This is a genomic window from Franzmannia pantelleriensis, assembly GCF_900102875.1.
Taxonomy (GTDB): Bacteria; Pseudomonadota; Gammaproteobacteria; order Pseudomonadales; family Halomonadaceae; genus Franzmannia; species Franzmannia pantelleriensis.
Window position 1 is genome coordinate 1 of record NZ_FNGH01000023.1, and the last position, 25055, is coordinate 25055.

Below are 25055 nucleotides of genomic sequence, written 5' to 3' on the forward strand. Positions count from 1 at the left end.
GACGCCGCCTCGGCTCAGAAGCTGGCTGACCAGTGTCCGAATCTCATCGGCCTCAAGGATGGCAAGGGCGACATCCAGGCGCTCAACAAGATCGTCAAGACGGTAGGTGATCGGCTGGTCTATGTCGGCGGCGTACCGACCGCCGAGATCTTCGCCGAGGCCTACCTCTCGATTGGGGTGAATACTTACTCATCCGCGGTATTCAATTTCGTCCCCGATATGGCCGTGACCTTCTACAAGGCGCTGCGCAACGGCGATAGCGCAACGGTCAAGCGAATCACCAATGACTTCTTCATCCCCTTTGTGGACCTTCGGGATCGCAAAGCGGGCTATGCCGTCAGCCTGATCAAGGCCGGAGCGGCAATCATCGGCAGACCGGCGGGTAGCGTGAGAGCACCGCTGGAGATGCCGACGCAAGAAGAGTACCAGCAATTGGAAAAGCTGGTTGGTATCGCCAAGCAACTATAAAACCGACAATTACTAAAAGAGGTGAAAGCATGTCAGTATCCAAGAAAACGCTAGCAGGCCTGGGGTCTGCCGTCGTTATGGCGTCGATGACATTTGGTGCCAGCGTCGCCATGGCGCAAGATGGTGAGCTGCGCGGCAATATCCGCGTCGTTATCGGCTCCACGTCGACTGGTGGTGACACCTACCAGAACTCAAGTATTGTCGTTGACCAGTTGTCAGAGAAGCTTGACCTCAACATGAGTGTCGATGCCGTGGGCGTGTCAGCAGCTTTCCGCGCTCTGGATCGTGATCCTCGTGGTAATACACTAATGATTTTCCATGATATGTCGTATCTTGGCTATCTATATGGAGTGCAGGGTTACGACGATATTTTCGAGAAGTATAATGTTGGTCCGACCGTAGCCATTAATCCGGGCAATGCATTCATGGTGCCGATGGATTCTCCCTATCAGTCAATGGAAGACGTGCTTGCTGCGGTGGCCGAAGGGGAGACGGTGCGTGTAGCCATTCAGCCTGGTGGCGTATCCGAGATTGGCTTTAGTGCACTAAAAAATGCTGTCGCGATTGAGCATCCTGGCATGGAAGACAATCTGGTAGCCGTCAATACGGGGTCACAGGCCGATAAGAACCAGCTTCTCTTCGATGGCCAGGTTGATATGATCGATGGTTCCGTCCAAGCGAATGAACAATATACTCGCCTGGAAGAGGACGACCAGCGTGCCATGCGTTTCATCTGGCTGACGGCACGAAACGAGACTATCCAGGAGGCGCCCGAAGAAGGATTGGGGCAGACAACACGCGAACAGCTTCTTGAGTATGTCGAGCCGAATGTCTGGGTGACGATGGGCGACGATGAAAACTTTACGTTTGATAAGGAGTTTTTCTTCCTTTATAACAAGGAGATGGATCAGGGGATTGTCGAGCAAATTGATGCCGCGCTGACTGAAATCTATGAAGAAGGCGAAATTCAGGACATTCAGAGAAATTCTTTCTTCATTCCTAACTTCAAGCCCTCCTCTGAGGCTGCTGCCTACCTTCAAGAGAAGAAGGGTAGTTACGAAGTTATTATCAACAATATTCAGTAAGATAGAAGAGCCGGCGGCATGCCGCCGGCTTTAGCCGCTTGCTGTTATTATTTATAAGAATCGCAGGAATATAAGAGCCTGAGTGGAGCCGCTATGGAATCGGGACTTTCTAGTTTTCTCAGTATCTCGATTGACTTTGAGACATCACACCTTTTCTTTCCCAGGATAGTCTCCTGGGTGATGGCTGGTCTCTTTGGGTTGGTGGTGGTGACTAAGTTGCTACCATTTTTGGCAGCCGTAAGAAGTGGTGAAAAAGACCTGCCCATTATCGGCGAGTCAAGAGATAATTTTCGTTTCTTTGGGTCGCTAGCTCTGATCATCGCATACTTCTATCTCATGGATGTGGTGGGAGACATGTTTCCCTTTACAGGCTATGGCTTCTTATATGTCTCCATGATTTTCGTGTTCTTGATGTCGTTGCTTTACATGCACGAGAAAACGAAGAAAGGGGTCATGATAGTATCGGCTATTTCTATAATCGCACCTGCCTGTGTTTGGTTCATAATGGCCAAGGTGTTCTACATTACCCTCCCTTGATAATTGGGTGATATGATGGATTTTATTTCTCATCTCGACATTACGTTCTTCCTGCTAGCTGGGCTGGGTGCTGTTCTCGGGGTCATCTTTGGTGCTATTCCGGGTATGACCGCGACGATGGCTGTCGCAGTTTGTCTCCCCTTGACCTATGCGTTTGGTCTCCATCATGGGTTGGCGCTTTTGCTTGGGCTGTACGTGGGGGGGATATCTGGTGGCATGGTGCCCGCGGTTCTCTTGAATATACCAGGTACGCCGTCATCGATAACGACGACTTTCGATGGCCATCCAATGGCCAAGAGAGGAGAAGGAGAGAAAGCACTTAAAATTGGTATTATTGCATCGCTGGTTGGTGGTCTAATTAGTGCTGCGATACTTTTCTTGTTTGCTCCACCCTTGGCTTATTTTTCTATAAAATTCTCTTACGTCGAGAAGTTCTTGATTATCTTCTTGGCACTCACCGTGATAGCGTCGCTATCCAGAAGCATGCTGATTGGCATCTTTAGTGGGGTGATTGGTGTCTGGTTAAGCTTGGTTGGTGACTATAGCGTGTCCGACGGCGGTAATGGGAAGACACGTCTCATGTTCGATTTTATGGAGCCTTATCTTTTCGATGGTTTCTCACTGCTGCCAGTTTTGATCGGTATTTTTGGTGTTTCGACGATCTTGCTAGAGGCAGAAAAAGGGGTCAAAACTGACCTGAATAATAACCGAGTAAAACTCGGTAATGGCATAGGGTTTAAGTTGTCCGTATATAAAGGTCGCTTGACAAACCTGATTCGCTCTTCATTTATTGGAACCTTTGTTGGGATGTTGCCCGGTGTTGGAGGCAGTGCGGCCTCGGTGCTCGCTTATACTCAAGAAAAGAATTTTTCTAGAGACTCCTCTCAGATGGGGAAAGGGGCTCCCCAAGGTGTGATGGCGTCAGAGTCCGCCAACAATGCGTTGACCGGTGGAGCATTGATACCACTGCTTTCTTTAGGGATTCCAGGGGACTCCACGACGGCGGTATTGATCGGCGCCTTTACTCTGCAGGGGATTCAGGTCGGTCCACTTTTCATCCCCGAGAATACTGATACCTGGTATATCATGATGACGGCGCTCGTTTTTGCCAACATCGTGATGTTTTTGGTGATGTTTTTTGCGATAAAGCATATTGCCAAAGTGGTTTTGGTTCCCAAGCACATACTTTTTCCGCTCATCATCATGATGTGTGTGGTGGGTGCCTACGCTATCAACTATGGCATTATGTTCGATGTCTGGACTCTTCTTATCTTTGGGGTGTTCGGCTATATTGTTCAAAAAATTGGGCTTGAGGTGGCACCACTTATCATAGGGTTTATTTTGGGTGGCTCTGCTGAAGTGTATTTCGTCAAGAGTCTAGAGTCATTTGGCACCTTTGAGATTTTCTTTACTCGCGGGCCGATTGCTTGGGTTCTGTGGTCTTTAATTATCGCTTCGGTCATGTTTTCAATCGTGATGGCAGTGAAAAATCGTGGCAAGAGCGATGTAAGAGAAGATTGCAAGTGACCTTCCCACCCCGAAAATTTGTAGGCGATTCAATGTGTAATAATGATATTAGGATCATTAGGGTACACCCTGACGACAATGTCGCTATCGTAGTCGAAGCTGATGGGCTCGACGAGGGCCAGGTACTGGATGGTGGCTTGGTAGTGAACGGTCGAGTCCCTCAAGGCCACAAGCTGGCACTTGCTGACATCGACATTGATGAACCTGTAATTCGCTACGGTGAGGTCATCGGCACGGCAGCTATTCGTATATCTCAGGGGGAGCACGTAAATGAGTCCAACCTTCACATGCCAACACCACCTGCGCTTGAGGACCTACCTCTGGCGACACGTCCAGCCCCAGCTGTGAAGCCGCTTGAGGGTTACACCTTCGAGGGGTTTCGCAATGCCGACGGCAGCGTAGGGACCAAGAATGTGCTTGGTATCACCACTAGCGTGCAGTGTGTGGCGGGCACCATCGATCACGTGGTTCAGCGTATAAAACGTGAGTTGCTGCCGCGCTTTTCTAACGTCGACGACGTGGTCGGTCTTAATCACAGTTATGGTTGCGGGGTCGCTATCAATGCTCCTGCCGCCGTTGTGCCGATTCGTACGCTCAAGAACATCGCCTTGAACCCCAACTTTGGCAATGAGGTGATGGTCATCGGGCTGGGATGCGAGAAGCTCCAGCCTTCCACTTTGCTCGAAGACCGGCCTGTCAAAGTCTATGAGAACACTGAGGCGGCTGATCCCGATGCCAATGTGCTGAGTCTACAGGACGACTCTTTTCACGGTTTCGGCGAGATGGTGGATGGGATCCTTGCCATGGCCGAGCGTCATCTCGAGCGCTTGAACCGCCGTCGTCGTGAGACCTGTCCCGCATCCGAGCTGAGAGTGGGCATGCAGTGCGGCGGCAGTGACGCCTTTTCGGGTGTTACGGCGAATCCTGCGGTGGGCTTTGCCACTGATCTTATCGTGCGTGCCGGAGGCAGCGTGATGTTCTCGGAGGTCACCGAGGTGCGTGATGCCATCCACTTGCTGACGCCGCGTGCTATCGACGAGCAAGTTGGGCAAGCGTTGATTGAGCAGATGGTCTGGTACGATGACTATCTGGCTCAAGGCCAGGCTGATCGGAGTGCCAATACCTCTCCCGGCAATAAAAAGGGCGGACTCTCCAACATCGTCGAAAAGGCACTTGGCTCAGTTATCAAGTCTGGAAATTCATCCATTGTCGATGTTATTGGTCCTGGCGAGCGATTGCGCAAACGCGGCCTGACCTTTGCTGCCACTCCCGCCAGCGACTTCATTTGCGGCACCCTACAGGCCGCCGCAGGTATGAATCTCCAAGTCTTTACCACTGGGAGAGGTACGCCTTATAACCTCCCGATGACGCCGGTTATTAAGGTGTCGAGCAACTCCACTCTGGGGCAACGCTGGCATGACTTGATTGACCTCGATGCCGGACGTATCGCCACCGGCGAGGCGAGCATTGAGGACGTTGGCTGGGAGCTTTTCCACCTAATTCTCGAGGTGGCTAGCGGTCGGCAGCAAGTGGCGGCTGACCGGCTCGGCATTCACAACGACCTTGTACTGTTCAACCCGGCGCCCGTTACCTGATGAAGTGCTTGGTTGGTGTCATTACCGTAAATCTAGTTAGTCAGGAATAACGTTATGTTTCCCAAGATCAAGTCTATGCGTGTGGTGCCCGTTGCCGGCTACGACGGCTTTCTTCTCAACCTCAGCGGCGGACACGCGCCTTGGTTCATCCGTTGCGTGGTGATCATCGAGGATGATGCCGGCAACAAAGGTGTTGGCGAGATTCCTTCCAGCGCCGGCATTCTGAATGGCCTGGAGCAGTGCCGGTCGCTGGTTGAGGGCTCCGTGGTCAACGCTTTCAAGGCGACCTTGCATCAGGCGCGCCAGGTACTGGCACGCAATGGTCGCGAAGAGCGCGGTCGCCAGACCTTCGATCTTCGCGTAGCGGTGCATGTGATCACAGGGATCGAGTCAGCGCTGCTGGATCTCTATGGTCAGGCGGTCCAGCTGCCGGTGGCTGATCTGCTCGGACAGTACGGCCGCCAGCGCGACGAGGTCGAGGCGCTTGGGTATCTGTTTCTGCTCGGCGACCCGGCCAAGACGGATCTGCCCTATCCCAAGGCGGAAAACCCGCAGGATGCTTGGGACGAGGTGCGCTACCGTGAGGCGCTGACGCCTGAGTCGGTGGCCAACCTGGCCAAGGCCGCCTTTGATCGCTACGGCTTCAAGGACTTCAAACTCAAGGGAGGCGTGCTGCGCGGTGAGGAAGAGGCCGACTGCATTCGCGCGCTTCACGAAGCCTTCCCCGAGGCACGTTTGACCCTCGACCCTAATGGCGCCTGGACACTCGACGAAGCGGTTCGCGTGCTCGACCCGATCAAGCACCTGCTGAGCTACGCAGAGGACCCCTGCGGTCAGGAAGAGAGCTATTCCGGCCGCGAGACCATGGCCGAGTTCAAGAAGCGCACCGGACTGCCCACGGCAACCAACATGATCGCCACCGATTTCAAGCAGCTGCAGTACGCGGTGCAGCTCAACTCGGTGGATATCCCCCTGGCGGATTGTCACTTCTGGACCATGCAGGGAGCGGTGATGGTCGGTGAGCTGTGCAACGAGTGGGGCATGACCTGGGGGTCGCACAGCAACAACCATTTCGACATTTCGCTGGCGATGATGACCCACGTGGCCGCCGCTTGTCCCGGCGAGATCACCGCCATCGATACCCACTGGATCTGGCAGGACGGTCAGCGTGTCACTAAAGAGCCGTTCGCGATTCGTGATGGCAAGCTTAGTGTGCCCAAAACCCCGGGCCTGGGTGTCGAGCTTGATGAAGAGAAGCTGATGGAAGCGCATCGCCTCTACCGGAGCCTCGAAGTGACCCAGCGCAATGATGCCATGGCCATGCAGTACCTGATTTCTGGTTGGAAGTTTGATCCCAAACGCCCGGCGCTGGTTCGGTAGCTGACGGAGTGAGCTGCTACAATGGTATGACATCATACATATGCAGCAGCGTTTGACTCATGAACAAGGAAACGACTATGGCAAGCAGCATTGGCGGACTCAATTTACGTAAGGTGGCCCAGCAGGGGAGTCTGTCCGTGCACGTGGCTGATCAGCTGGAGTCGCTGATTACCGAGGGCAAGGTGGCGGTGGGCGAGAAGTTGCCCACCGAGAACAGCCTGTGCGACTCCTTCGGCGTCAGCCGCACGGTGATCCGAGAAGCGATCACCCATCTCAAGTCGCTGGGGCTGGTGGAGACGCGGCGCGGGGTGGGCACGACGGTGCTGCGCGCGACCACCGTCGAGGCCAAACCCGCCGAGCGCATCAGTGCCACCACGGTGCAGGATATTCTGCATGTGCTCGAGCTGCGCCTGGCGCTGGAGCCTGCCGCTGCCGAACTGGCGGCAGAGCGCCACGACGACGCAGACCGGGTGGTGCTTGAGTCCTCTCATCAGGCCTTTATCAAGGCCCATGCCGAGAAAAGCCAGGCGCGGGTGGAAGACTTCGAGTTCCACCACGCCATCGCCAAGGCCACCAAGAATCCGTTCTACAACAGCTTTTTCGAGCAGTTGAGCCAGAGCGTGATTCCACGCGCCAAGCTGCTCAGCATCGAAATCAATCCCGACGCTTCGTCGCGCTACCTGGAACGGGTGCAGGAGGAGCACGCCTATATCCTCGAGGCGATCCTCTCACGCGATACCGAAGCCGCGCGGGAAACCATGTATCAGCATCTCAACCGGGCGCGAAACATGTACGCCAAATATCGCGACCAGTAACGGAGGTAACTATGTCATTGGAAGGTAAGCTACTCATCGGCCAGCAGGCCGTCAGCGGCGAGCGTGCCGAGATCCGCGCCATCAACCCCGCCAGCGGCGAAGCGCTCGAGCCGGTCTACCGCGGCGGCGGCGAGGCCGAGGTCGCGCGTGCCTGCGAACTCGCCGAGGCGGCCTTCGCCAGCTACCGCGAGACCTCTCTGGAGGATCGCGCGACCTTTCTCGAGACCATCGCCGCCGAGATCGAGGCGGTCAGTGACGACCTGACCCAGCGCGGCATGGCCGAGACCGGCCTGCCCCAGGCACGCCTCGAGGGCGAGCGCGGCCGTACCTGCGGCCAGCTGCGCCTGTTCGCCGCGGTGGTCCGCGCCGGCGAGTGGCTCGACGTGCGCCACGACCCGGCGCTGCCGGAGCGCGCACCGATGCCGCGGGCCGACCTGCGCCAGCGGCATATCGCCCTGGGCCCGGTCGCCGTGTTCGGTGCCTCTAACTTCCCGCTGGCGTTCTCCGTCGCCGGTGGCGATACCGCCTCGGCACTCGCCGCCGGCTGCCCGGTGGTGGTCAAGGGCCACTCCGCCCACCCCGGCACCTCCGAGCTGGTGGGCCGCGCCATCCAGCGTGCGGTGGCCAAGTGTGGCCTGCCCGAGGGCGTGTTCTCGCTGCTGTTCGGCTCGGGGCGCGAGATCGGTCAGGCGCTGGTCAGCGACCCGCGCATCCAGGCGGTGGGCTTTACCGGCTCGCGCAGCGGCGGTACCGCGCTGATGCAGACCGCCCAGTCCCGCCCGCAGCCGATCCCGGTCTACGCCGAGATGAGCTCGATCAACCCGGTGTTCCTGCTGCCCGAGGCGCTCAAGGCGCGCGGCGAGGCGCTGGGCACCGCCTTCGTCGGCTCGCTCAACATGGGCGCCGGCCAGTTCTGCACCAACCCCGGCCTGGTGCTGGGCGTGAAGGGCGAGGCGCTGGACGCCTTCGTCAAGGCCGCCGGCGAGGCGGTCACCGCCAGCGGCGCCCAGACCATGCTCACCCCCGGTATCCACGCCGCCTACGCCGATGGCCTCGGTGCACTGGCTGGCAATGCCAAGGTCCGCGAGATCGCCCGCGGCCAGACCGGCGACGGCCCCCACCAGTGCCAGACCGGCCTGTTCGTGGCCAGTGCCGCGGACTTCCTCGCCGACGAGGCGCTGCAGGCCGAAGTCTTCGGCGCCACCTCGCTGGTGATCGAGTGTGCCGATCTGGCCGAGATGCAGCGCGTCGCCGCGGGCCTGGAAGGCCAGCTCACTGCCACCTTGCAGCTCGATGATGGCGACCTGGAAGCCGCCAAGGGCCTGCTGCCGACGCTGGAGCGCAAGGCTGGGCGGATACTGGCCAACGGCTGGCCGACCGGCGTCGAGGTGTGTCACGCCATGGTCCACGGCGGGCCCTACCCGGCCACCTCGGACTCGCGCACCACCTCGGTGGGCAGCGCCGCGATCCATCGCTTCCTGCGCCCGGTGTGCTACCAGGACCTGCCGGCGGGGCTGCTGCCCGAGGCGCTCCAGGACGGCAACCCGCTGGGCGTGAGTCGGCTGGTGGACGGCAAGCGCGAAGGATAAAAAAGCGGCTCTGAAACGACACGGGCCGGGGACAATGTCCCCGGCCCGTGTTGTTGCCTACCCTGACCGCCTGGCGGCGGTCGTGGTATCAGGCGCTGGTGCGGCGAATCGGCGCGTCGCCGTCGCTACGGCGACGCGGCGCGCGTTCCGGTGCACCGCTGTCTTCACTGATCTCCAGCGGACGACCAGCAACCCGGGCACGTGCCATCTTGGCCAGGATGCTGGCCGGCAGCGAGCTTGGCAGCTCGACCACCGAGAAGGCGTTGCGGATATCGATGCGGCCGATGCGCGCGCCTTCGATACCGCCTTCGTTGGCCAGCGCACCGACCAGCTGACCGGGCTTGACGCCGTCCTTGTGGCCGACTGATACACGGTAGCGGGTCATGCCTTCACGCGGGGCGCTGTCGCGACGCTTGGGCTTGCCGTCACGCGGGGCGCGATCACTGGCACGCTCGGCGCGCGGCGCCTGCACACGGCCGATCGGTGCTTCGTCGGCGCGCGCCATGGCGGCGAACACGCAGGCCAGCTCGACCGGATCGTGACCTTCGGCCACCAGCCGCTCGATCAGCGCTTTCTGCTCGTCGGCACCGGAGGTGATCATGCCCTGCACGCGCTTGGAGAACACTTCGTCGCGGTGAGCGCGGATCGCTGCCTCGTCGGGCAGCGGCATCTCGGCCATATGCTGGCCGGTAGCCTGCTCCATCCAACGCACCTTGCGGGTCTCGCGGAAGCCCACGAAGGTGATCGCGATGCCGGTCCGACCAGCACGGCCGGTACGCCCGATACGGTGGGTGTAGGCCTCGCTGTCCTGCGGCAGGTCGTAGTTGATGACGTGGGTGATACGCGGCACGTCGAGGCCGCGGGCGGCCACGTCAGTGGCGATCAGCACGTCGACCTTGCCACGCTTGAGCCGCGTGATGGTACGCTCGCGCAGGCTCTGATCGAGATCCCCCGACAGGCCGGCGGCGTTGACGCCGCGCGCAGTCAGCTGCTCGACCAGGGTGGTGCAGGCGGCACGGGTGCGCACGAAAACGATGGCGCCGTCGACCGGCTCGACCTCAAGAATACGCGACAGCGCTTCCAGCTTGGCGCCACCGTCGACGCGCACCATGCGCTGGTCGATGCTGGCCGCGGTGCCGGCGCTGGCCTCGATGGCGACCTTGACCGGGTCGACCAGGTAGCGATTGACGATGCGCTCGATCTCGGCCGGCAGCGTGGCAGAGAAGAATACCCGCTGGGCATCCTTGGGGGTGTCGGCGACCACGCGCTTGACGTCGTCGATGAAACCCATACGCAGCATTTCGTCGGCTTCGTCGAGCACCAGCGCAGACAGGCCATCAAGCTTGAGGCTGCCGCGGTCGAGGTGATCGATCACCCGGCCGGGAGTGCCCACTACCACCTGAGCACCGCGCTTCAGCGCGCCGAGCTGCTCGCGATACTCCTGGCCACCACACAGCGTAGCGACTTCCAGGCCCTTGAGGTTCTGGCCGTACTTGCTGAACGACACGGCCACCTGCTGAGCCAGCTCGCGGGTCGGCGCCAGCACCAGCACCTGGGGCTCGCGGCGTTCGAGTTCGATGCGCGACAGAATCGGCAGCGCAAAGGCTGCGGTCTTGCCGGTACCGGTCTGGGCCTGGCCCAGCATGTCACGACCTTCCAGCAGTGCGGGAATGGTCTGCGCCTGAATCGGCGAAGGAGTTTCGTAGCCCAGGGTCTCGAGGGCAGACAGCACGGCAGGCAGCAGTGCCATTTCGCCGAAGCTCGGCGAGGCGACAGAAGTCGAGGTCATCAATCACACCTTGGTAGGCCGGTCATTACCGGCAACAGAGTTTGGTGGTGTCCCTGATCCCATTGATACACCCGACCGTCATCGACGGTCTGGCCTGCCCCTCGGGGCAACACGGGCGGAGTCTGGGACACCGGTCGCACCTGGCATCCGGTTCGCGTATGAAGATTCGGCAACACCGAATCGGCTCGGGCCATGGCGAGAAACTGCTCACCTGGACCCTCGGCGAACCGCTGTGGCGACCGTTTGCGCCGCGCGGAAGACAATCCGCGTTCCTGGGCGCTCCATCTACATAGTCGGACGCATGAGGCGTCCTGCAAAGCGTCGTTCAGCATCATCGAATCAAGCAGCGATGAGCGACGAACCGTTACGATGGTGGGGTCAACACATGCGAGGAGCGCGCATGCTAACATCGCCATCCAGTCCTGGCCAGTCTTTTCGCGGCCATCACTCCTGCTCTCATCTCCTTCCCTCGTCGCCTCGCCGTTCATGGACGTTTCATCCAACTGACCTCGATCCGCCATCGAATCAACACGCGTCGGTCATATCTCACCACTAGAGTCGCCCTCATGAGATCGATCTCATCGATCACGCGTTCATGAGGCAGCGACATGGCAGATCTACTCAGCGTGGCGAAGTTGGCCGGCGTTTCCCGCGCCACGGCGTCGCGCACCTTCGCCACTCCCGAGCGGGTAAGTCCCGCGACCCGCCGCAAGGTAGAGGACGCAGCAACCCAGCTCGCCTTTCGGCCCAACAAGGTGGCGCGCCAGCTACGCGCCCGAGCCACCAAGATGATTGGCGTGATGGTACCCAGTCTTAACAATCCGGTCTTCGCCGAGCAGCTCCACGCCATGGAAGTAGCGGCCCGGGAGGCCGACTATTCATTGATCGTCACCACCAGCGACTATGATCCCAGCCGCGAGCAAGCCATCGTCGACGAGATGCTCAGCCAGCGCGTCGATGGACTGGCACTGACCGTTGCCATTGCCCACGACAGCGCGGTGCTGGCCACACTGAAGCGCGAGTCCACGCCCTGCCTGCTGGTCTACAACCCGCTCCATCCAGGCGGCCTCCCCGCCATCGGCGTGGACAACCGAGCCGCCATGGCCGAGGCCACACGACACCTCATCGCACTGGGCCACCGCCATATCGGCATGGTCGCCGGCCCGCTGCTGCAGTCGGATCGTGCGCGCCTGCGCTATGCCGGCTACCGCCAGGCCATGCGCGAGCATGGCCTCGCGCCACAGCCATTGATCGAGATGCCGCGCCACACCCAGGCCGAGCTGGCCTGCCTGGCGCCGTTGCTGGCGGGCCACAACCGCCTCACCGCCGTGCTCTGCACCAACGATCTGCTGGCCATCAGCCTGATCGGCGAACTACAGCGGGCCAAGTTCTCGGTACCGGGCGACCTCTCGGTAATGGGCTTCGACGGTATCGACCTGGGGCAGCGTCTCTACCCCTCGCTGTGCAGCATGGAGCAGCCGCGTATCGAGATCGGCCGCGCGGCGATTGCCACCCTGCTGGCCATGATCCAGGGGCAGTCGCCCCCTCTCCCCTTCCTCCCTCACGCACTACGAGAGGGAGAAAGCGTCGGCGCGCCTCCAGCGACCCGGCAAGCCCTCACCCCTCGCTCACCTGAGAGGAACACACCATGAGCGTTTCGCGTCTTCGTCAGACCCTATTGGCTAGCATCCTGCTCGGCGCCAGCTCCCTAGCCAGCGGCGATACTGCCATCTGCTACAACTGCCCGCCGGAGTGGGCCGACTGGGGCACTCAACTGCGCCTGATCGAACAGCAGACCGGCATCCGCGTACCCCAGGACAACAAGAATTCCGGCCAGTCGCTGGCGCAGTTGGTGGCCGAACAGAACAGCCCGGTAGCGGATGTCGTCTACTATGGCGTGACCTTCGGTATCCAGGCCATGGAGGCCGACGTCGTCGCGCCCTATCAGCCGGCGCACTGGGACGAGATCCCCGAGGGGCTCAAGGATCCCGACGGCCACTGGTTTGCCATTCACTCCGGCACCCTGGGCTTCATGGTCAATGTCGACGCCCTGGACGGCGCTTCGGTACCGACGTCATGGGACGACCTGCTCAAGCCCGAGTACCGCGGCATGATCGGCTACCTCGACCCCGCCAGCGCCTTCGTCGGCTATGTCGGCGCCGTGGCGGTCAACCTGGCCAAGGGCGGCGACCTCGATGACTTCTCGCCGGCCATCGACTACTTCAACGCCCTGTCCGACAACGCCCCCATCGTTCCCAAGCAGACCAGCTACGCCCGGGTGCTCTCCGGCGAGATTCCGATCCTGCTCGACTACGACTTCAACGCCTACCGGGCCCGGCACGGCGACGGCGCCAACGTCGAGTTCGTCATCCCTACCGAAGGCAGCGTGGTGGTGCCCTATGTGATGAGCCTGGTGAAGGATGGCCCACAGGCCGACAACGGCCGCGAGGTGCTCGATTTCGTGCTCTCGGACCAAGGCCAGGCGGTGTGGGCTGATGCCTACCTGCGACCGGTACGCGACAGTGCCATCTCCGAGCAGGCGCGCGAGGTGTTCCTGCCCGACAGCGAGTATGCCCGCGCCCAGACGGTGGACTACGACGCCATGGCGGCGGCACAGCGTCAGTTCTCCGACCGCTATCTGTCAGAGGTGCGGTGATCATGTCGGCGGTATCACAGCAGCGGCCCCAAGCGGGGGCCGCTTCATCGCGCACGCCGGTGCCTACCGCTGCGCTGAGGGGGCTAGGGCACCCGGCCTTGTGGGCCTTGGTGCCCGCCTTGACGCTGTTCTGTGCCTTCTGGCTACTGCCCTTCGCCCGGCTGGTGCTGATGGGCGCCGAGGTCGACCGCGGCAGTGGCGTCAGCGCCTACCTGGCCATTCTTACCCATCGGCAATACCTGACCAGCCTCGCCGCCACCCTGGGCATTTCCCTGGTGGTATCGCTGGCGGCAGTGGGCATCGCCGGCCTAGCCGGCTTCTTTCTTGCCCGCCATCGCTTTGCCGGCAAGTCGCTGCTGGTCGCCAGCTTGACCTTTCCACTGGCCTTCCCGGGGGTCGTGGTCGGTTTCCTGGTGATCATGCTCGGCGGGCGCCAGGGCGCCTTGGCGCAGCTCAGCCTGTGGCTGTTCGACGAGCGCTGGATGTTCGCCTACTCGCTGCTGGGGTTGTTCGTCGGCTACCTCTACTTCTCCATTCCTCGGGTGATCACTACCGTGATGGCGGCCTGCGACACCCTCGACCGCAGCCTGGAGGAGGCGGCGCGCTCGCTGGGAGCCAGCACATGGCAGGTCGCGCGGGACGTGATCGTGCCGGGCATCGCGCCGGCGCTGCTCTCCACCGGGGCGATCTGCTTTGCCACCAGCATGGGGGCCTTCGGTACCGCCTTCACCTTGGGCACCCGCATGAGCATCCTGCCCCTCGACATCTATGGCGAATTCACCAACTACGCCAACTTTTCGATGGCCGCCGCCCTCTCGGTGGTACTCGGCGTGATCACCTGGATCGCCCTGAGCGTGGCCCGCAGACTGGCCGGTGGCGGCCTGGGAGCCCCGGCATGACGCCACGCTTACGCTTTGTGTTGCAGCTTGGCTTCACCCTGCTGGTCTGCCTGTTCATGATCGTGCCGGTGGTGATGTCGGTGCTGGCCGGGCTCACCGAAAACTACTTCGTCGGCCTCAAGAGCGGCTTGACGCTACGCTGGGTCGACGAGGTCTGGGCGCTCTATTCCGACACCATCTGGCTGTCGATTCGGCTGGCGCTGGCCTGCCTCGTGGTCACCATAGTACTCGGGGTCCCGGCCGCCTATGGCCTGCTGCGCAGCCGCCGCCGCTGGGCCAATGCCATCGAGGAGACCCTACTGCTACCGGTGGCCGTGCCCGGCCTAGCCTCCGCCCTGGCGCTGCTGCTGGCCTATGGCCACTACCGCGAATTTCGCGACAGCTGGCTGTTCATACTGGTCGGCCACGTGCTGTTCACCCTGCCGTTCATGATTCGCCCGGTGCTCGCCGTGATGCGCAGTGCACGCCTGGCACTGCTCGAGGAGGCCGCGGCCAGCCTCGGTGCCGGCTTCTGGCGACGCTTCCTGACGGTGGTGGTACCCAACTGCATGAGTGGCATTCTGGCCGGCGCGCTGATGGTGGTCACCCTGTCGATCGGCGAGTTCAACATCACCTGGATGCTACACACGCCGCTGAACAAGACGTTACCGGTGGGACTTGCCGACAGCTACGCCTCCATGCGCCTGGAGATCGGCTCGGCCTACACCCTGATCTTCCTGGTGATGATCGTGCCGCTACTGATCACCATCCAGTGGCTGGGGCGCCTCACCGGCCAGCGTCACTAACCCTCACCCATTGCCGATAGCCTGCGAGAGCGATATGAACTCATCCGTCAGCATCGACCTGGAAGCCTGCGGTCGCACCTTTGCCGGTGGCCACACCGCCCTGCACCCCCTCGACCTGAATATCGCCGCCGGCGAGACCCTGGTGCTGCTGGGGCCCTCCGGCTGCGGCAAGACCACCACCCTGCGCCTCATCAGCGGCCTGGAACGCCCCGACCCCAATGGCAGGGTGCGCTTCGACCAGCGCGACGTCACGCCGCTGCCCATCGAGAAGCGCAAGGTGGGCATGGTGTTCCAGAGCTATGCCCTGTTCCCCAACATGAACGTTGCCGCCAACATCGCCTACGGACTGCGGATCCAGCGCCTGCCAGCAACCGAGATCCAGCAGCGGATAGACGCGGTGATGGCCATGACCGACCTGAAGGGCTTCGGCGAGCGCCGCATCGACGAGCTATCCGGCGGCCAGAAGCAGCGCGTGGCACTAGCCCGTGCCATCGCCGTGCGGCCCCGGGTACTACTGTTCGACGAACCGCTAGCCGCCCTCGACGCCAAGCTGCGCGACCGGCTACGCATCGAGATCGCCCGGTTGCTCAAGGAGTTGGGGATCACCGCCGTCTATGTCACCCACGATCAGTCCGAGGCGATGGCACTCGGCGACCGCATCGCCGTCATGCACCAGGGGCGTATCGCCCAGCTCGGTACACCCCAAGAGATCTACCATCGCCCCGCCAGCACTTTCGTGGCCGACTTCATTGGTGCCGTCAACCGCCTACCGGTGCTCGCCGCAGGTGCCGCGGGCCGGCTGGTAGTCCATGGCGGCGAGCTGCACAGCCCGCACCTGCGCGGCAAGCGCACCCTCTACTGCCGCCCCGAGGACATTCACGTGGTAGCGCTGGATGCCGCGGCCATTCGCGGCCGTGTCGTGGAGAGCGTCTTCCTCGGCCAGTCCCAGCGACTGCTGGTGGATACCGGTAGCGATGCCCCGCTGCAGGTGGATACCGGCTCGCGCCGCCAATGGCGAGCCGGCGAGGCCATTGGCCTGGCGATTCCTCCCGAGGTGCTGTTTCACCCCGAGCAGCAGCCCCGCACCGAGGAGGTGGCCCATGGCTGAGTCTTGCCTGATCGCCCAGATCAGCGACCCCCACATCAAGGCTGGGGGGCGCCTCTCCTATCGCCAGGTCGATACCGCCGGGGCCCTGCGCCAGGCCGTCGCCAAGCTCGAACGCCTGGCGCCACGCCCACAGCTACTGCTGATCAGTGGCGACCTGGTGGACTTCGGCAGGCCCGACGAGTACGCCGCGCTGCGCGAGATACTCGCCGGCTCGAGCCTGCCGACCTACCTGATCCCGGGCAACCACGACCACCGGGAGAACCTGCGCGCCGCCTTTCCGGCACTCCCCCATCTGTTTCAGCATCCCCGTTTCGTGCAGTGGGTGGTGGACGATTACCCGGTGCGGCTGATCGGCCTCGACTCCTGCGTGCCCGGGGCATCCCACGGTCAGCTGTGCCCGGCGCGCCTGCAGTGGCTCGATGCGACCCTGCACCAGCAGCCGACCCGTCCGACCCTAGTCATGCTGCATCACCACCCCTTCACCAGCGGCATCGCGCATATGGATCGCCAGCCGCTGCGCGATGCCGGCGCCCTGGCCGAGATCGTTGCCCAACACCCCCAGGTCGAGCGAGTGTTGTGCGGCCATCTGCATCGCAGCCTCCAGGCCCGCTTCGCCAACACCCTGGCGATGAGCTGCCCGGGCGTGTCGCACCAGGTCAGCCTGAGGCTGGGCGGCGCAGGCACGCCGAGCTTTCATCTCGAGCCGCCGGGCTACCTGCTGCACCACTGGACGTCCGCAGCGGGACTGGTGACCCACCAGGGATTCATCGACGACTACCCAGGCCCGTTCCCCTTTTATGACGACAACGGCTTGATCGATTGAGGGGGCAGGTACGACCGCATGCTATGATCCCCCGCCGACACCGTTCAGGAGCCCTGCATGCCTAGCCTGTGGATCGATGCCGACGCCTGCCCCAAGGTGGCCCGCGAGATCATCCTGCGCGCCGCTGAGCGCACCGCCACTCCCACCTGGTTCGTGGCCAATCATCAGATACCGCTGCCGCCGTCGCGCTGGGTCAAGTCACTGGCGGTGGCCAGCGGCTTCGATGCCGCCGACAACGAGATCGTCGCCCGGCTCGAGGCCGGCGACCTGCTGATCAGCTCGGACCTGCCGCTAGCCATGGAAGCCATCGACAAGGGCGCCGCGGTAATGACCACCCGCGGCGAGATGCTGGATGAAAGCAATATTAAGGCCAGGGTCCAGATGAGGGACTTCATGGAAACCCTGCGCGCCAGCGGCGAACATACCGGCGGGCCCAAGGGCTACTCCGACGTCGACCGCCGCGAGTTCGCCAATGCCCTGGATCGCTGGCTGGCGAAGAACGCCTAACCCTTCTCGCGAATCCCCTTCCCCGGCAGCCGCTCACGGTCGTGGGCGCGCTCGAGGTCGAGCAGCGGCCCCTTGGGCACGATGCGGGTCGGATTGATGGTGTCGTGGCTGTAGTAGTAGTGGCGCTTGATATGCTCGAAGTCCACCGTCTCCTTGATGCCGGGCCACTGGTAGAGCTCACGCAGGTAGTTCGACAAGTTCGGATAGTCTTCGATGCGGCGCAGGTTGCACTTGAAGTGACCGTGGTAGACGGCGTCGAATCGCACCAGCGTAGTGAACAAGCGGATATCGGCCTCGGTCAGCCACTCGCCGGCCAGATAGCGATGTTCGGCGAGGCGTGCCTCCATGCGATCCAGCGCCTCGAACAGCGCGACGACGTGCTTGTCGTAGACCTTCTGCTCGGTGGCGAAGCCCGACTTGTAGACGCCGTTATTGATGTGGTCGTAGACGTCGGCGTTGATCGCGTCGATGCTCTCGCGCAGATCCGACGGGTAGAAGTCGAGACGGTTCCCGGTGATGTCGTCGAAGGCACCGTTGAACATCCGCAGCAGCTCGGCGGACTCATTGTTGACGATACGCTGCGACTGCTTGTCCCACAGCGCCGGCACCGTGACACGCCCGGTGTAGCGCGAGTCGGTCAGGGTGTAGAGCTGATGGTGGAAGTCGACCCCATTGATCGGGTCGCCGCTCGATCCTTCGTCTTCCCGGTAGGTCCAGCCCTGATCGAGCATCAGTGGACTGACGTGTGAGAGCCCGATCAGCGACTCCAGTCCCTTGAGCTTGCGCAGGATCATGGTGCGATGCGCCCAGGGACACGCCAGCGACACATATAGATGGTAGCGCCCTGCCTCGGCGGGCAGCCCTGGCTGGCCATCGGGCCCTGCGCTGCCGTCAGCCGTCACCCAGTCGCGCAGCTTGGCCGACTCGCGCACGAATTCCCCGCCGTGCTTGTCGGTGTCGTACCACTGGTCGTGCCACTTGCCGTCGATCAACAGGCCCATTGGCCACCTCCGGATCTCATCGAATAAAGTGGCTACAGCCTACCCCCTAATGGCCAACGCTCAAGCGCAAGTTTTGCGCTTACTCATTCGATGGCGTCGAATCGACATGCGTCTCGCAACAACCCAGCACGGCATGCTTGAGGATGTCTGCCATGGCCTGGGCAGCAGGGCCGGCACGGTCGCGGTCGCGATAGATCAGTTGCATCGGCACCTCGCGAATCCCCCCCGCGCTCAGCGGCAGTGGCACCAGCGTGCCGCGCGCCAACGCCTCGCGGATACGGGTCTCCGGCACCCAGGCAAATCCCAGGCCGCGCTCGAGCATATCCACCGAGGTGGCGAGATGGCTCAGCGTCCAGCGCTGCTCGGCCTTGAGCCAGCCGGCGTCCATCGACTGGCGCTGCGCCGAGTCGCGCACCACCAACTGGCGGTGCTGCTTGAGATCGCGCAGATCCAGGGGCCGACCGAGGCGATGTAGCGGATGTTCAGGATGTGCCACGGCGATGAAACGCACCGTCACCAGCGGCTCGCCGAGAAACCCCTGGGCTGCCAGCCCCGACGCCACGAGGTCGGCGCGGCCGTCATAGAGCATTTCGATCCCGCCATTGAGTACCGTTTCGTGAAGCTGCACGCGCACCCCAGGATAGCGAACCGAGAAGGCATCCAGCGCACGGGCCAGGGCATCCGGCGGAAACAGCTGATCGATGGCCAGCACGATCTCCGCCTCGAGTCCCGCGGCCAGGCTCTCGGCCACGTCCTCCAGCGCCGCGGCGCTCTCGATCAACTGACGGGCACGCCGCAACAGCAGCTCCCCGGCCTCGGTCAGTCTCACCTGACGGCCTACCGGCTCCAGCACCTTGACGCCCAGCTGCTCCTCAAGCTTGTGTACGGCGTGATTGAGTGTCGAAGGGCTCTTGTGCACCACCTCTGAGGCGCGCGCGAAGCCGCCATGGTCGACCACGGCGGCGAGCATTTGCCACTGCGATAGGGTCACTCGGGACATTTCGAATTCCTCGAACAGTTGCAGCAAAACTATGCGCTTCTGATGCCGCCTGTCCATCATCGATAATCATCGACATCGGTATCCACCCTTACGAGGAGCCTTTCATGACACACTCCACCACACGCCCCGTCGTTTCCGTAGTACGCAGCCAACCCAGTCAGGATGGCGACGGTGTCAAGATCAAGCGGATTCACGACTTCGGCGGCGGCATCGATCCGTTTCTGATGATTGATGAGCTCGGTTCGGATCGTCCGGACGATTATATCGGCGGCTTCCCACCGCACCCGCACCGCGGCATTCAAACCCTGACCTACGTGATTCACGGCGGTCTGACCCATGAAGATCATCTGGGGCATTCCAGTACGATCAACGCCGGCGACGCACAATGGATGCATACCGGACGCGGCATTGTGCACTCGGAAATGCCACTCACCGATCATCATGGTCTACACGCCTTTCAACTGTGGCTGAGCCTTGCCGCCAAGGACAAGCTCAGCGAGGCAACCTACCGCGACGTTCGCGCTCAGGAGATGCCACACCTGCAAGGCAACGGCGCGACGCTTATCGCCCTCGGTGGTGAATGGCACAGCCTCGAGCCTCAACACCAGGTTGCCGGGCCGCTGGATGCGCTGGCCGGTGATGGCAGCATCGCCCACGTGATTCTCCAACAAAATGGACGGCTACTGCTCGAGCAGACAGCCCCCATGCTGGCCGTCTATGTTTTCACCGGCGAGCTCGACATCGGGGAGCAACGTGTTTCAGCCGGTCACCTGGCCCGCCTGGGCGAGGGGGAGCAACTGGCGCTGTCCAGCCACGACGGTGCCCAGGCACTTATCATCGCCGGCACCCCCCATCAGGAGCCGATTGCGCACTACGGTCCCTTCGTGATGAACACCCATGAAGAGCTCGAACAAGCCTTAAACGACTACCGAAGCGGCAATCTGACAGGATAATTCACTTGAATTACCGCCCGGCTGGCGCGCATATAAAGGATAATGTGCTGCCATGCCGGGTATTTTCAGCAGGACCCACCACTCGACCTAAGTCGAACAGCGTTGCCAAACCGTGGCCAAAAAGACTGTACGCTTGTACAGACTAGGCATCTCAAGCGCCTTGGGGTAAGGTTCTCGTGCCTTTTTACGTTCATCTAACAAGTCACGGCCTTTATCATGTTGCGAATTCTTCATTCGCTGCCTCGCACGCACAAGTTACTTTTACTCCCCGTCGCCACTATGGTTACCGTGCTGGGTACGCAAAAAATCATCGGTGCTTTCGATCGCTCGAGCGAAAGCACTACCGTCGCTTCTCCTGTCGTAATCCCGCTAGACTCCTCTACAAATCGCGACACCGCCGACCTCGATTTCGAGCGCGGCGCCGTGTCCGAAGCGGTGGAAATGGCCAGCAATGCGCTGGATGCCACCCGCCAGTACGTGCCGATTGCCGAACTGGCTGCCCAGGAAATCGTCGACATCGACATGCTCTCTAGCGCACATGCTGGCGATCAACAGATGCCGGTTGCCGCGCTCTCCCCCGAGCCTGACGACGATCAACAGCAGAGCGACTCGCCAGCGACCATCGATACCGATGTCCTGCACCTTGCCCTGCACCTTCCAGAGCTGGGCCAGACCGACGACCTCGAACAGATCGGCGACTCCTTGGAGGACACCGGGTTCGATGACGAAGCGATGGCTTCGTACACCTCCTATGATTATGACGATTACCTCGACGGCCCCCTGGTACTGTTCGACGATGGTGACGTATTTCTCGATGAAGAGCTGGTAGCCGAACAGACCTATGTGCCCGAATGGGAAACCTATACGGTGCAGCAGGGCGACACTTTCGCCGTGATGGCACAGCAGACGCTTGGCCTCGGCTACAGCGAAGTGCTGCAACTGCTCGATAAGATGCCGGATCGCAATGTCCTGACCCGCTGGCGGGCGGGACATCATTTCGACTATCAACTCGACGAAGACGGTGAACTCCTGGCGCTGCGTGTGATGAAGAATCCACGCAGCGGCTTCTTGATAGAGCGCGACCCCGACACCGCGTTCGAGATATCCAGCATAGAGAAAGCCGGCGAGCCCACCCAGCGGATGTTCGCCGGCACCGTCAGCGGCAGCTTCGGGCGCTCCGCCGAGGCCACCGGCCTCTCCGCCTCCGAAGTCGCCCAGCTGAGCAATTTGCTGGAGAAGAAACTCGACTTCCGCCGCGACACCCGTCGCGGCGATCGTTTCCAGGTACTGGTAGAGTCCGACCTGATCGATGGCCAGAGTCTCGACTCCCGCGTGCTCGCGGTAAAATACGAGGGCGCCCGGATGGATCTGACGGTCATCCGCAATAGCTCCGACAACCGCTTTTATACGCCAGAAGGTTACAGCCTCGACCCCGCCTTCGAGCGCTACCCCTTCGACGGCAACTATCGTATGAGCTCGTCGTTCAACCTGCGCCGCAAGCATCCGGTCACCGGGCGCGTCAGCCCGCACTACGGCACCGACTGGGCGATGCCGATCGGCACCTCTATCAATGCCCCAGCCGACGGTCGCGTCGAGAAGGTCGGCAATCACCCGCTGGCAGGACGCTTCATCGTCGTGCGCCACGACAACGGTTATCGCACCCGCTACCTGCACCTCTCCGAACCATTGGTCAGCCGAGGCGAGCGCGTAAGCATGGGTGAGACCATTGCCAAATCGGGCAACACCGGGCGCAGTACCGGCCCTCACCTGCACTACGAGGTAATCGTCAACGGCAACCAGGTCGACCCGATGCGCGTCGACCTGCCCGAGAACCAGAGCCTCGAAGGCGACGCCCTGGCCGCCTTCCAGCGCGAGTCCGAGCGCCTGCTGGCAACTCTCGAAAGCGGTGAAACCGGCACCGTCATCGCCAGCACCGGCGATGTGGAACCCCGCCGCAGCGGCGACGATAGTTAATCCTCGCTCGCCTCGCCACGACGCCCCGCTTCTGCGGGGCGTCGTCGTTTCTAGGCTACTCTGGCTGACGAGCAGGCAGGGCCGCAGTGCCGAAGCGCAACAACAGCGCATAGCTCAGCACGGCCACCAGCACCCCTACCAGTGGCGGCAGCAAGGGGGAAAGATACGCAGCCAATGAGCCTGCGGCGTAGGCCAGCAGCCCCACCCAGTGAAAGGCCGGCAGGCTCGCTCCGGAATGAATGCAAGGCCCCGTACCGAGGGGGGCCGACACAACAGCGCCCTGACGCTGAATCGCCAGGGCGCGGCACGTGCTTCGCTTGAGCAACGCTATCAGGGGATGCGATCGGTTTCGATGGCCGCTGCCGTGGCCGAGACGCTGACGGGTGCCATCAACTGGCTGGCCACGTAGTAGATCACTGCACCCAGCGCCGAGCCGGTGAACCAACCGTAGTCATAGAACCAGTACATGGTGCCGGTCAGCAGCGACACCACGGTCAGCGCGACAGGAATGCCAAAGGCCACGAAGCCGGGCCAATTGACCGCCGGATAGGCACGCCCGTCCTGGTACAGACTCGGCACATCAAGTTGCTGGCGCTTGATCAGGAAATAGTCCACCGCCATGATCCCGGCGATCGGCCCTAGCAAGCTCGAATAGCCCAGCAGCCAGTTGGAGTACATCTGTTCCAACGACACGCCAGAGGAGATCACGCCTGCCTTCTGCAGCAGGTCGTACCCCATCAGCAGCACCCCCACGGCGCCAGTGATCAGTACCCCGCGGGTCTGATCGACCAGCTTGGGCGCCACGTTCTGGAAGTCGTTGGTCGGCGAGACGATATTCGCCGCGGTATTGGTCGAGATGGTCGCAATGATGATCAGCAACATGGCCAGGGCGACCCAGAATGGGTTGTCGATCATGCCGATCAGGCTCACCGGATCAGCCACGGTCTTCCCTACCAGCGACTCCGAGGCGGCCGTCATCACCACCCCGAGGGCAGCGAAGAAGAACATGGTCATGGGCAGGCCCAGCACCTGGCCGACGATCTGGTCCTTCTGGCTCTTGGCGAAGCGGCTGAAGTCGGGAATGTTGAGCGACAGCGTGGCCCAGAAACCCACCATCGCGGTAAGCCCGGCAAAGAAGTAGCCGTACACCGGCGCCCCTTCCGGCCGCGACGGCGGCTGCGCCAGCAGCTCGGTCATCGACATGTGCGGCCAGGCCCAGAACATCAGGCCAATGGCTACTGCCAGCAGCAGCGGTGCGGCCAGCGTCTCGAGCCACTTGATCGACTCGGCGCCGCGAATCACCACGTACAGGTTCATGGCCCCGAAGACAAAGAAGCCGACCACCTCTCCCAGGCCACCCAGCGCCTGCCAAGGGGGGAAAAGCGTCGCCAGCAACAGGTGAATGGCGAGCCCGCCGAACATGGTCTGCACCCCGAACCAGCCACAGCCGACCAGTGCCCGCACCAGACACGGCACATTGGACCCCAGGATGCCGAATGAAGAGCGCAGCACCACGGGAAAGGGAATGCCGAACTTGGTGCCAGGGAAGGCATTCAGGGTCAGCGGGATGAGTACCACCACGTTGGCTAATAGGATGGCGAACAGCGCCTCACCCACGCTAAGACCAAAGTAAGCCGTGAGCACGCCACCCAGCGTATAGGTCGGAACGCAGATCGACATGCCCACCCAAAGCGCAGCCACATTCCACTTCGACCAGGTACGCTCCTGGGCCTTGGTCGGCGCGATATCGGCATTGTAGCGCGGGCTATCACGAACATCATCGCCCTCCTCGAGCTCAATCAATCCTTGCCTATCCACCATCCTCGATGCTTCGACGGTCATTGTTGTTCTCCTCGTCACTCGATGTAGTCACGACGCCTGGCGGCGCACGTGCCAGTTGCAACGCAATAAGCGTGCCCAGTTGCACTGCCTTGACCTCACGGCGCTATCCGACGCGAGCGCCGAGGCGCGTATCACGGCCCGACAAGTCAATGATTTTTTTATTAAAACTGTCTATGAAGTCAACTTACTAATGATGCCGGCGAAAATCCGACCCGCTCATTCCATCAGCACACTAAAGCCGCTTCATGACAGGCTAGTCAGTTTCTATAATGGTTCAAGCTTTATTAACAAGCTAACAAAATCAAACAGCGCAAAGCCGTTAAATTCATGTTTTATATACAAATTTAATCATACACCTCTTCCTCCAGTATGGTGCACGAGCTCACCAAAATGGTGAAAAGGTTATTCTCATGAAGAACAATAACTTTTAATACAACACGTTATATCCAACCGACTCGATCTGACAAAAAGTCCTTGCACAGGCCTGCCGATGACGACTAGCTTTAAAAAGCTGTCTCAATAGTCAGTTTTTTGATAATGGTATATCCACCGGATCACGCCATGCCAATTGTGGGCAGGACGATGATCCTGACAACAAACACAAGATGGGAAGACACCATGCAGAAGAGGCTCTTCGCCGTTGAGTGTGGAATTCAGCCCCAGCGTTGAGCCACGATAGGGCCTTCACGACGGCAGGAGGCATGGCATGGACGGCACCCAAA

The 25055-nt window shown here is 61.3% G+C and carries 22 protein-coding genes; 17 read left to right on the forward strand and 5 right to left on the reverse strand.

The window, feature by feature from the left end; all coding sequences use genetic code 11:
* From BLT16_RS19700 to BLT16_RS19735, 8 genes are all read left to right on the forward strand, one after another.
* Positions 1-468 (forward strand): dihydrodipicolinate synthase family protein (locus BLT16_RS19700; RefSeq protein WP_176817288.1); only part of this gene is annotated, 468 nt, incomplete at its 5' end.
* A 29-nt stretch (positions 469-497) separates the two neighbouring features.
* Positions 498-1553, forward strand: coding sequence for an ABC transporter substrate-binding protein (locus BLT16_RS19705; protein ID WP_089660650.1), 1056 nt, complete (start codon positions 498-500; stop codon positions 1551-1553).
* Positions 1554-1646: 93 nt separating this feature from the next.
* On the forward strand, positions 1647-2090 hold the full coding sequence (locus tag BLT16_RS19710) for a tripartite tricarboxylate transporter TctB family protein (protein ID WP_089660651.1): 444 nt from the start codon (positions 1647-1649) through the stop codon (positions 2088-2090).
* 15 nt (positions 2091-2105) lie between these two features.
* A complete protein-coding gene (locus BLT16_RS19715; protein WP_089660668.1) occupies positions 2106-3617 on the forward strand; it encodes a tripartite tricarboxylate transporter permease in 1512 nt (503 codons plus the stop codon).
* A gap of 32 nt (positions 3618-3649) precedes the next feature.
* Positions 3650-5212, forward strand: a complete 1563-nt coding sequence (gene garD, locus BLT16_RS19720; protein ID WP_089660652.1) for a galactarate dehydratase — start codon at positions 3650-3652, stop codon at positions 5210-5212.
* A gap of 54 nt (positions 5213-5266) precedes the next feature.
* On the forward strand, positions 5267-6592 hold the full coding sequence (locus BLT16_RS19725) for an enolase C-terminal domain-like protein (protein ID WP_089660653.1): 1326 nt from the start codon (positions 5267-5269) through the stop codon (positions 6590-6592).
* Positions 6593-6669: 77 nt separating this feature from the next.
* Positions 6670-7407 carry a FadR/GntR family transcriptional regulator gene (locus tag BLT16_RS19730; RefSeq protein WP_176817289.1) on the forward strand — a complete coding sequence of 246 codons (738 nt, stop codon included), beginning with the start codon at positions 6670-6672 and terminating at the stop codon, positions 7405-7407.
* An 11-nt stretch (positions 7408-7418) separates the two neighbouring features.
* Positions 7419-8996 carry an aldehyde dehydrogenase (NADP(+)) gene (locus BLT16_RS19735; RefSeq protein WP_089660655.1) on the forward strand — a complete coding sequence of 526 codons (1578 nt, stop codon included), beginning with the start codon at positions 7419-7421 and terminating at the stop codon, positions 8994-8996.
* 88 nt (positions 8997-9084) lie between these two features.
* Here BLT16_RS19735 and BLT16_RS19740 read toward each other — a convergent pair whose 3' ends face one another.
* Positions 9085-10785, reverse strand: coding sequence for a DEAD/DEAH box helicase (locus BLT16_RS19740; RefSeq protein ID WP_089660656.1), 1701 nt, complete (start codon positions 10783-10785; stop codon positions 9085-9087).
* A gap of 608 nt (positions 10786-11393) precedes the next feature.
* Here BLT16_RS19740 and BLT16_RS19745 point away from each other — a divergent pair.
* The 7 genes from BLT16_RS19745 to BLT16_RS19775 are packed head-to-tail and all read left to right on the forward strand — an operon-like array spanning position 11394 to position 17563.
* Positions 11394-12437 (forward strand): LacI family DNA-binding transcriptional regulator, encoded by a 1044-nt coding sequence (locus BLT16_RS19745; RefSeq protein WP_089660657.1) that lies wholly within the window; start codon positions 11394-11396, stop codon positions 12435-12437.
* Positions 12434-13441, forward strand: a complete 1008-nt coding sequence (locus BLT16_RS19750) for an ABC transporter substrate-binding protein (RefSeq protein ID WP_089660658.1) — start codon at positions 12434-12436, stop codon at positions 13439-13441. Before BLT16_RS19745 ends, BLT16_RS19750 begins: the two co-directional genes overlap by 4 nt.
* A 2-nt stretch (positions 13442-13443) precedes the next feature.
* Positions 13444-14340: an ABC transporter permease gene (locus tag BLT16_RS19755; protein WP_089660659.1), complete on the forward strand. Its 897-nt coding sequence runs from the start codon at positions 13444-13446 to the stop codon at positions 14338-14340.
* A complete protein-coding gene (locus BLT16_RS19760; RefSeq protein ID WP_089660660.1) occupies positions 14337-15125 on the forward strand; it encodes an ABC transporter permease in 789 nt (262 codons plus the stop codon). Before BLT16_RS19755 ends, BLT16_RS19760 begins: the two co-directional genes overlap by 4 nt.
* A 34-nt stretch (positions 15126-15159) precedes the next feature.
* On the forward strand, positions 15160-16233 hold the full coding sequence (locus BLT16_RS19765; RefSeq protein WP_089660661.1) for an ABC transporter ATP-binding protein: 1074 nt from the start codon (positions 15160-15162) through the stop codon (positions 16231-16233).
* Entirely contained in the window at positions 16226-17056 is an 831-nt protein-coding gene (locus BLT16_RS19770) for a phosphodiesterase (RefSeq protein WP_089660662.1), read from the forward strand. Before BLT16_RS19765 ends, BLT16_RS19770 begins: the two co-directional genes overlap by 8 nt.
* Positions 17057-17113: 57 nt before the next feature.
* A complete protein-coding gene (locus BLT16_RS19775) occupies positions 17114-17563 on the forward strand; it encodes a YaiI/YqxD family protein (protein ID WP_089660663.1) in 450 nt (149 codons plus the stop codon).
* Here BLT16_RS19775 and BLT16_RS19780 read toward each other — a convergent pair.
* Both BLT16_RS19780 and BLT16_RS19785 read right to left on the reverse strand, forming a co-directional pair.
* On the reverse strand, positions 17560-18564 hold the full coding sequence (locus BLT16_RS19780; protein WP_089660664.1) for a glutathione S-transferase family protein: 1005 nt from the start codon (positions 18562-18564) through the stop codon (positions 17560-17562). The two genes, BLT16_RS19775 and BLT16_RS19780, sit on opposite strands and share 4 nt — an antisense overlap.
* 79 nt (positions 18565-18643) lie before the next feature.
* Complete coding sequence (locus BLT16_RS19785; protein WP_089660669.1) at positions 18644-19564, reverse strand: LysR family transcriptional regulator; 921 nt, start codon at positions 19562-19564, stop codon at positions 18644-18646.
* Positions 19565-19668: 104 nt separating this feature from the next.
* On the opposite strand from BLT16_RS19785, the gene BLT16_RS19790 reads away from it, so the two are divergent.
* Together BLT16_RS19790 and BLT16_RS19795 are read left to right on the forward strand one after the other, a co-directional pair.
* Positions 19669-20517 carry a pirin family protein gene (locus BLT16_RS19790; RefSeq protein WP_089660665.1) on the forward strand — a complete coding sequence of 283 codons (849 nt, stop codon included), beginning with the start codon at positions 19669-19671 and terminating at the stop codon, positions 20515-20517.
* Between the two features lie 216 nt (positions 20518-20733).
* Positions 20734-22491 carry a peptidoglycan DD-metalloendopeptidase family protein gene (locus BLT16_RS19795; protein ID WP_089660666.1) on the forward strand — a complete coding sequence of 586 codons (1758 nt, stop codon included), beginning with the start codon at positions 20734-20736 and terminating at the stop codon, positions 22489-22491.
* A 55-nt stretch (positions 22492-22546) separates the two neighbouring features.
* On the opposite strand, the gene BLT16_RS20760 is transcribed toward BLT16_RS19795, so the two are convergent.
* Together BLT16_RS20760 and BLT16_RS19800 are read right to left on the reverse strand one after the other, a co-directional pair.
* On the reverse strand, positions 22547-22762 hold the full coding sequence (locus BLT16_RS20760; RefSeq protein ID WP_143025108.1) for a hypothetical protein: 216 nt from the start codon (positions 22760-22762) through the stop codon (positions 22547-22549).
* Between the two features lie 59 nt (positions 22763-22821).
* Entirely contained in the window at positions 22822-24333 is a 1512-nt protein-coding gene (locus BLT16_RS19800; RefSeq protein WP_089660667.1) for an NCS1 family nucleobase:cation symporter-1, read from the reverse strand.
* Positions 24334-25055: the final 722 nt, after the last annotated feature.

Bases quoted from the DNA above. Each gene is read 5' to 3' on its own strand.
- BLT16_RS19755 (WP_089660659.1), top strand. From the start codon at position 13,444: ATGTCGGCGGTATCACAGCAGCGGCCCCAAGCGGGGGCCGCTTCATCG.
- BLT16_RS19740 (WP_089660656.1), bottom strand. From the start codon at position 10,785: ATGACCTCGACTTCTGTCGCCTCGCCGAGCTTCGGCGAAATGGCACTG.
- BLT16_RS19735 (WP_089660655.1), top strand. From the start codon at position 7,419: ATGTCATTGGAAGGTAAGCTACTCATCGGCCAGCAGGCCGTCAGCGGC.
- BLT16_RS19790 (WP_089660665.1), top strand. From the start codon at position 19,669: ATGACACACTCCACCACACGCCCCGTCGTTTCCGTAGTACGCAGCCAA.
- BLT16_RS19730 (WP_176817289.1), top strand. From the start codon at position 6,670: ATGGCAAGCAGCATTGGCGGACTCAATTTACGTAAGGTGGCCCAGCAG.
- BLT16_RS19770 (WP_089660662.1), top strand. From the start codon at position 16,226: ATGGCTGAGTCTTGCCTGATCGCCCAGATCAGCGACCCCCACATCAAG.
- BLT16_RS19780 (WP_089660664.1), bottom strand. From the start codon at position 18,564: ATGGGCCTGTTGATCGACGGCAAGTGGCACGACCAGTGGTACGACACC.
- BLT16_RS19745 (WP_089660657.1), top strand. From the start codon at position 11,394: ATGGCAGATCTACTCAGCGTGGCGAAGTTGGCCGGCGTTTCCCGCGCC.
- BLT16_RS19760 (WP_089660660.1), top strand. From the start codon at position 14,337: ATGACGCCACGCTTACGCTTTGTGTTGCAGCTTGGCTTCACCCTGCTG.
- BLT16_RS19725 (WP_089660653.1), top strand. From the start codon at position 5,267: ATGTTTCCCAAGATCAAGTCTATGCGTGTGGTGCCCGTTGCCGGCTAC.
- BLT16_RS19775 (WP_089660663.1), top strand. From the start codon at position 17,114: ATGCCTAGCCTGTGGATCGATGCCGACGCCTGCCCCAAGGTGGCCCGC.
- BLT16_RS19705 (WP_089660650.1), top strand. From the start codon at position 498: ATGTCAGTATCCAAGAAAACGCTAGCAGGCCTGGGGTCTGCCGTCGTT.
- BLT16_RS19715 (WP_089660668.1), top strand. From the start codon at position 2,106: ATGGATTTTATTTCTCATCTCGACATTACGTTCTTCCTGCTAGCTGGG.
- BLT16_RS19750 (WP_089660658.1), top strand. From the start codon at position 12,434: ATGAGCGTTTCGCGTCTTCGTCAGACCCTATTGGCTAGCATCCTGCTC.
- BLT16_RS19785 (WP_089660669.1), bottom strand. From the start codon at position 19,564: ATGTCCCGAGTGACCCTATCGCAGTGGCAAATGCTCGCCGCCGTGGTC.
- garD (WP_089660652.1), top strand. From the start codon at position 3,650: ATGTGTAATAATGATATTAGGATCATTAGGGTACACCCTGACGACAAT.
- BLT16_RS19710 (WP_089660651.1), top strand. From the start codon at position 1,647: ATGGAATCGGGACTTTCTAGTTTTCTCAGTATCTCGATTGACTTTGAG.
- BLT16_RS19800 (WP_089660667.1), bottom strand. From the start codon at position 24,333: ATGACCGTCGAAGCATCGAGGATGGTGGATAGGCAAGGATTGATTGAG.
- BLT16_RS19795 (WP_089660666.1), top strand. From the start codon at position 20,734: ATGTTGCGAATTCTTCATTCGCTGCCTCGCACGCACAAGTTACTTTTA.
- BLT16_RS19765 (WP_089660661.1), top strand. From the start codon at position 15,160: ATGAACTCATCCGTCAGCATCGACCTGGAAGCCTGCGGTCGCACCTTT.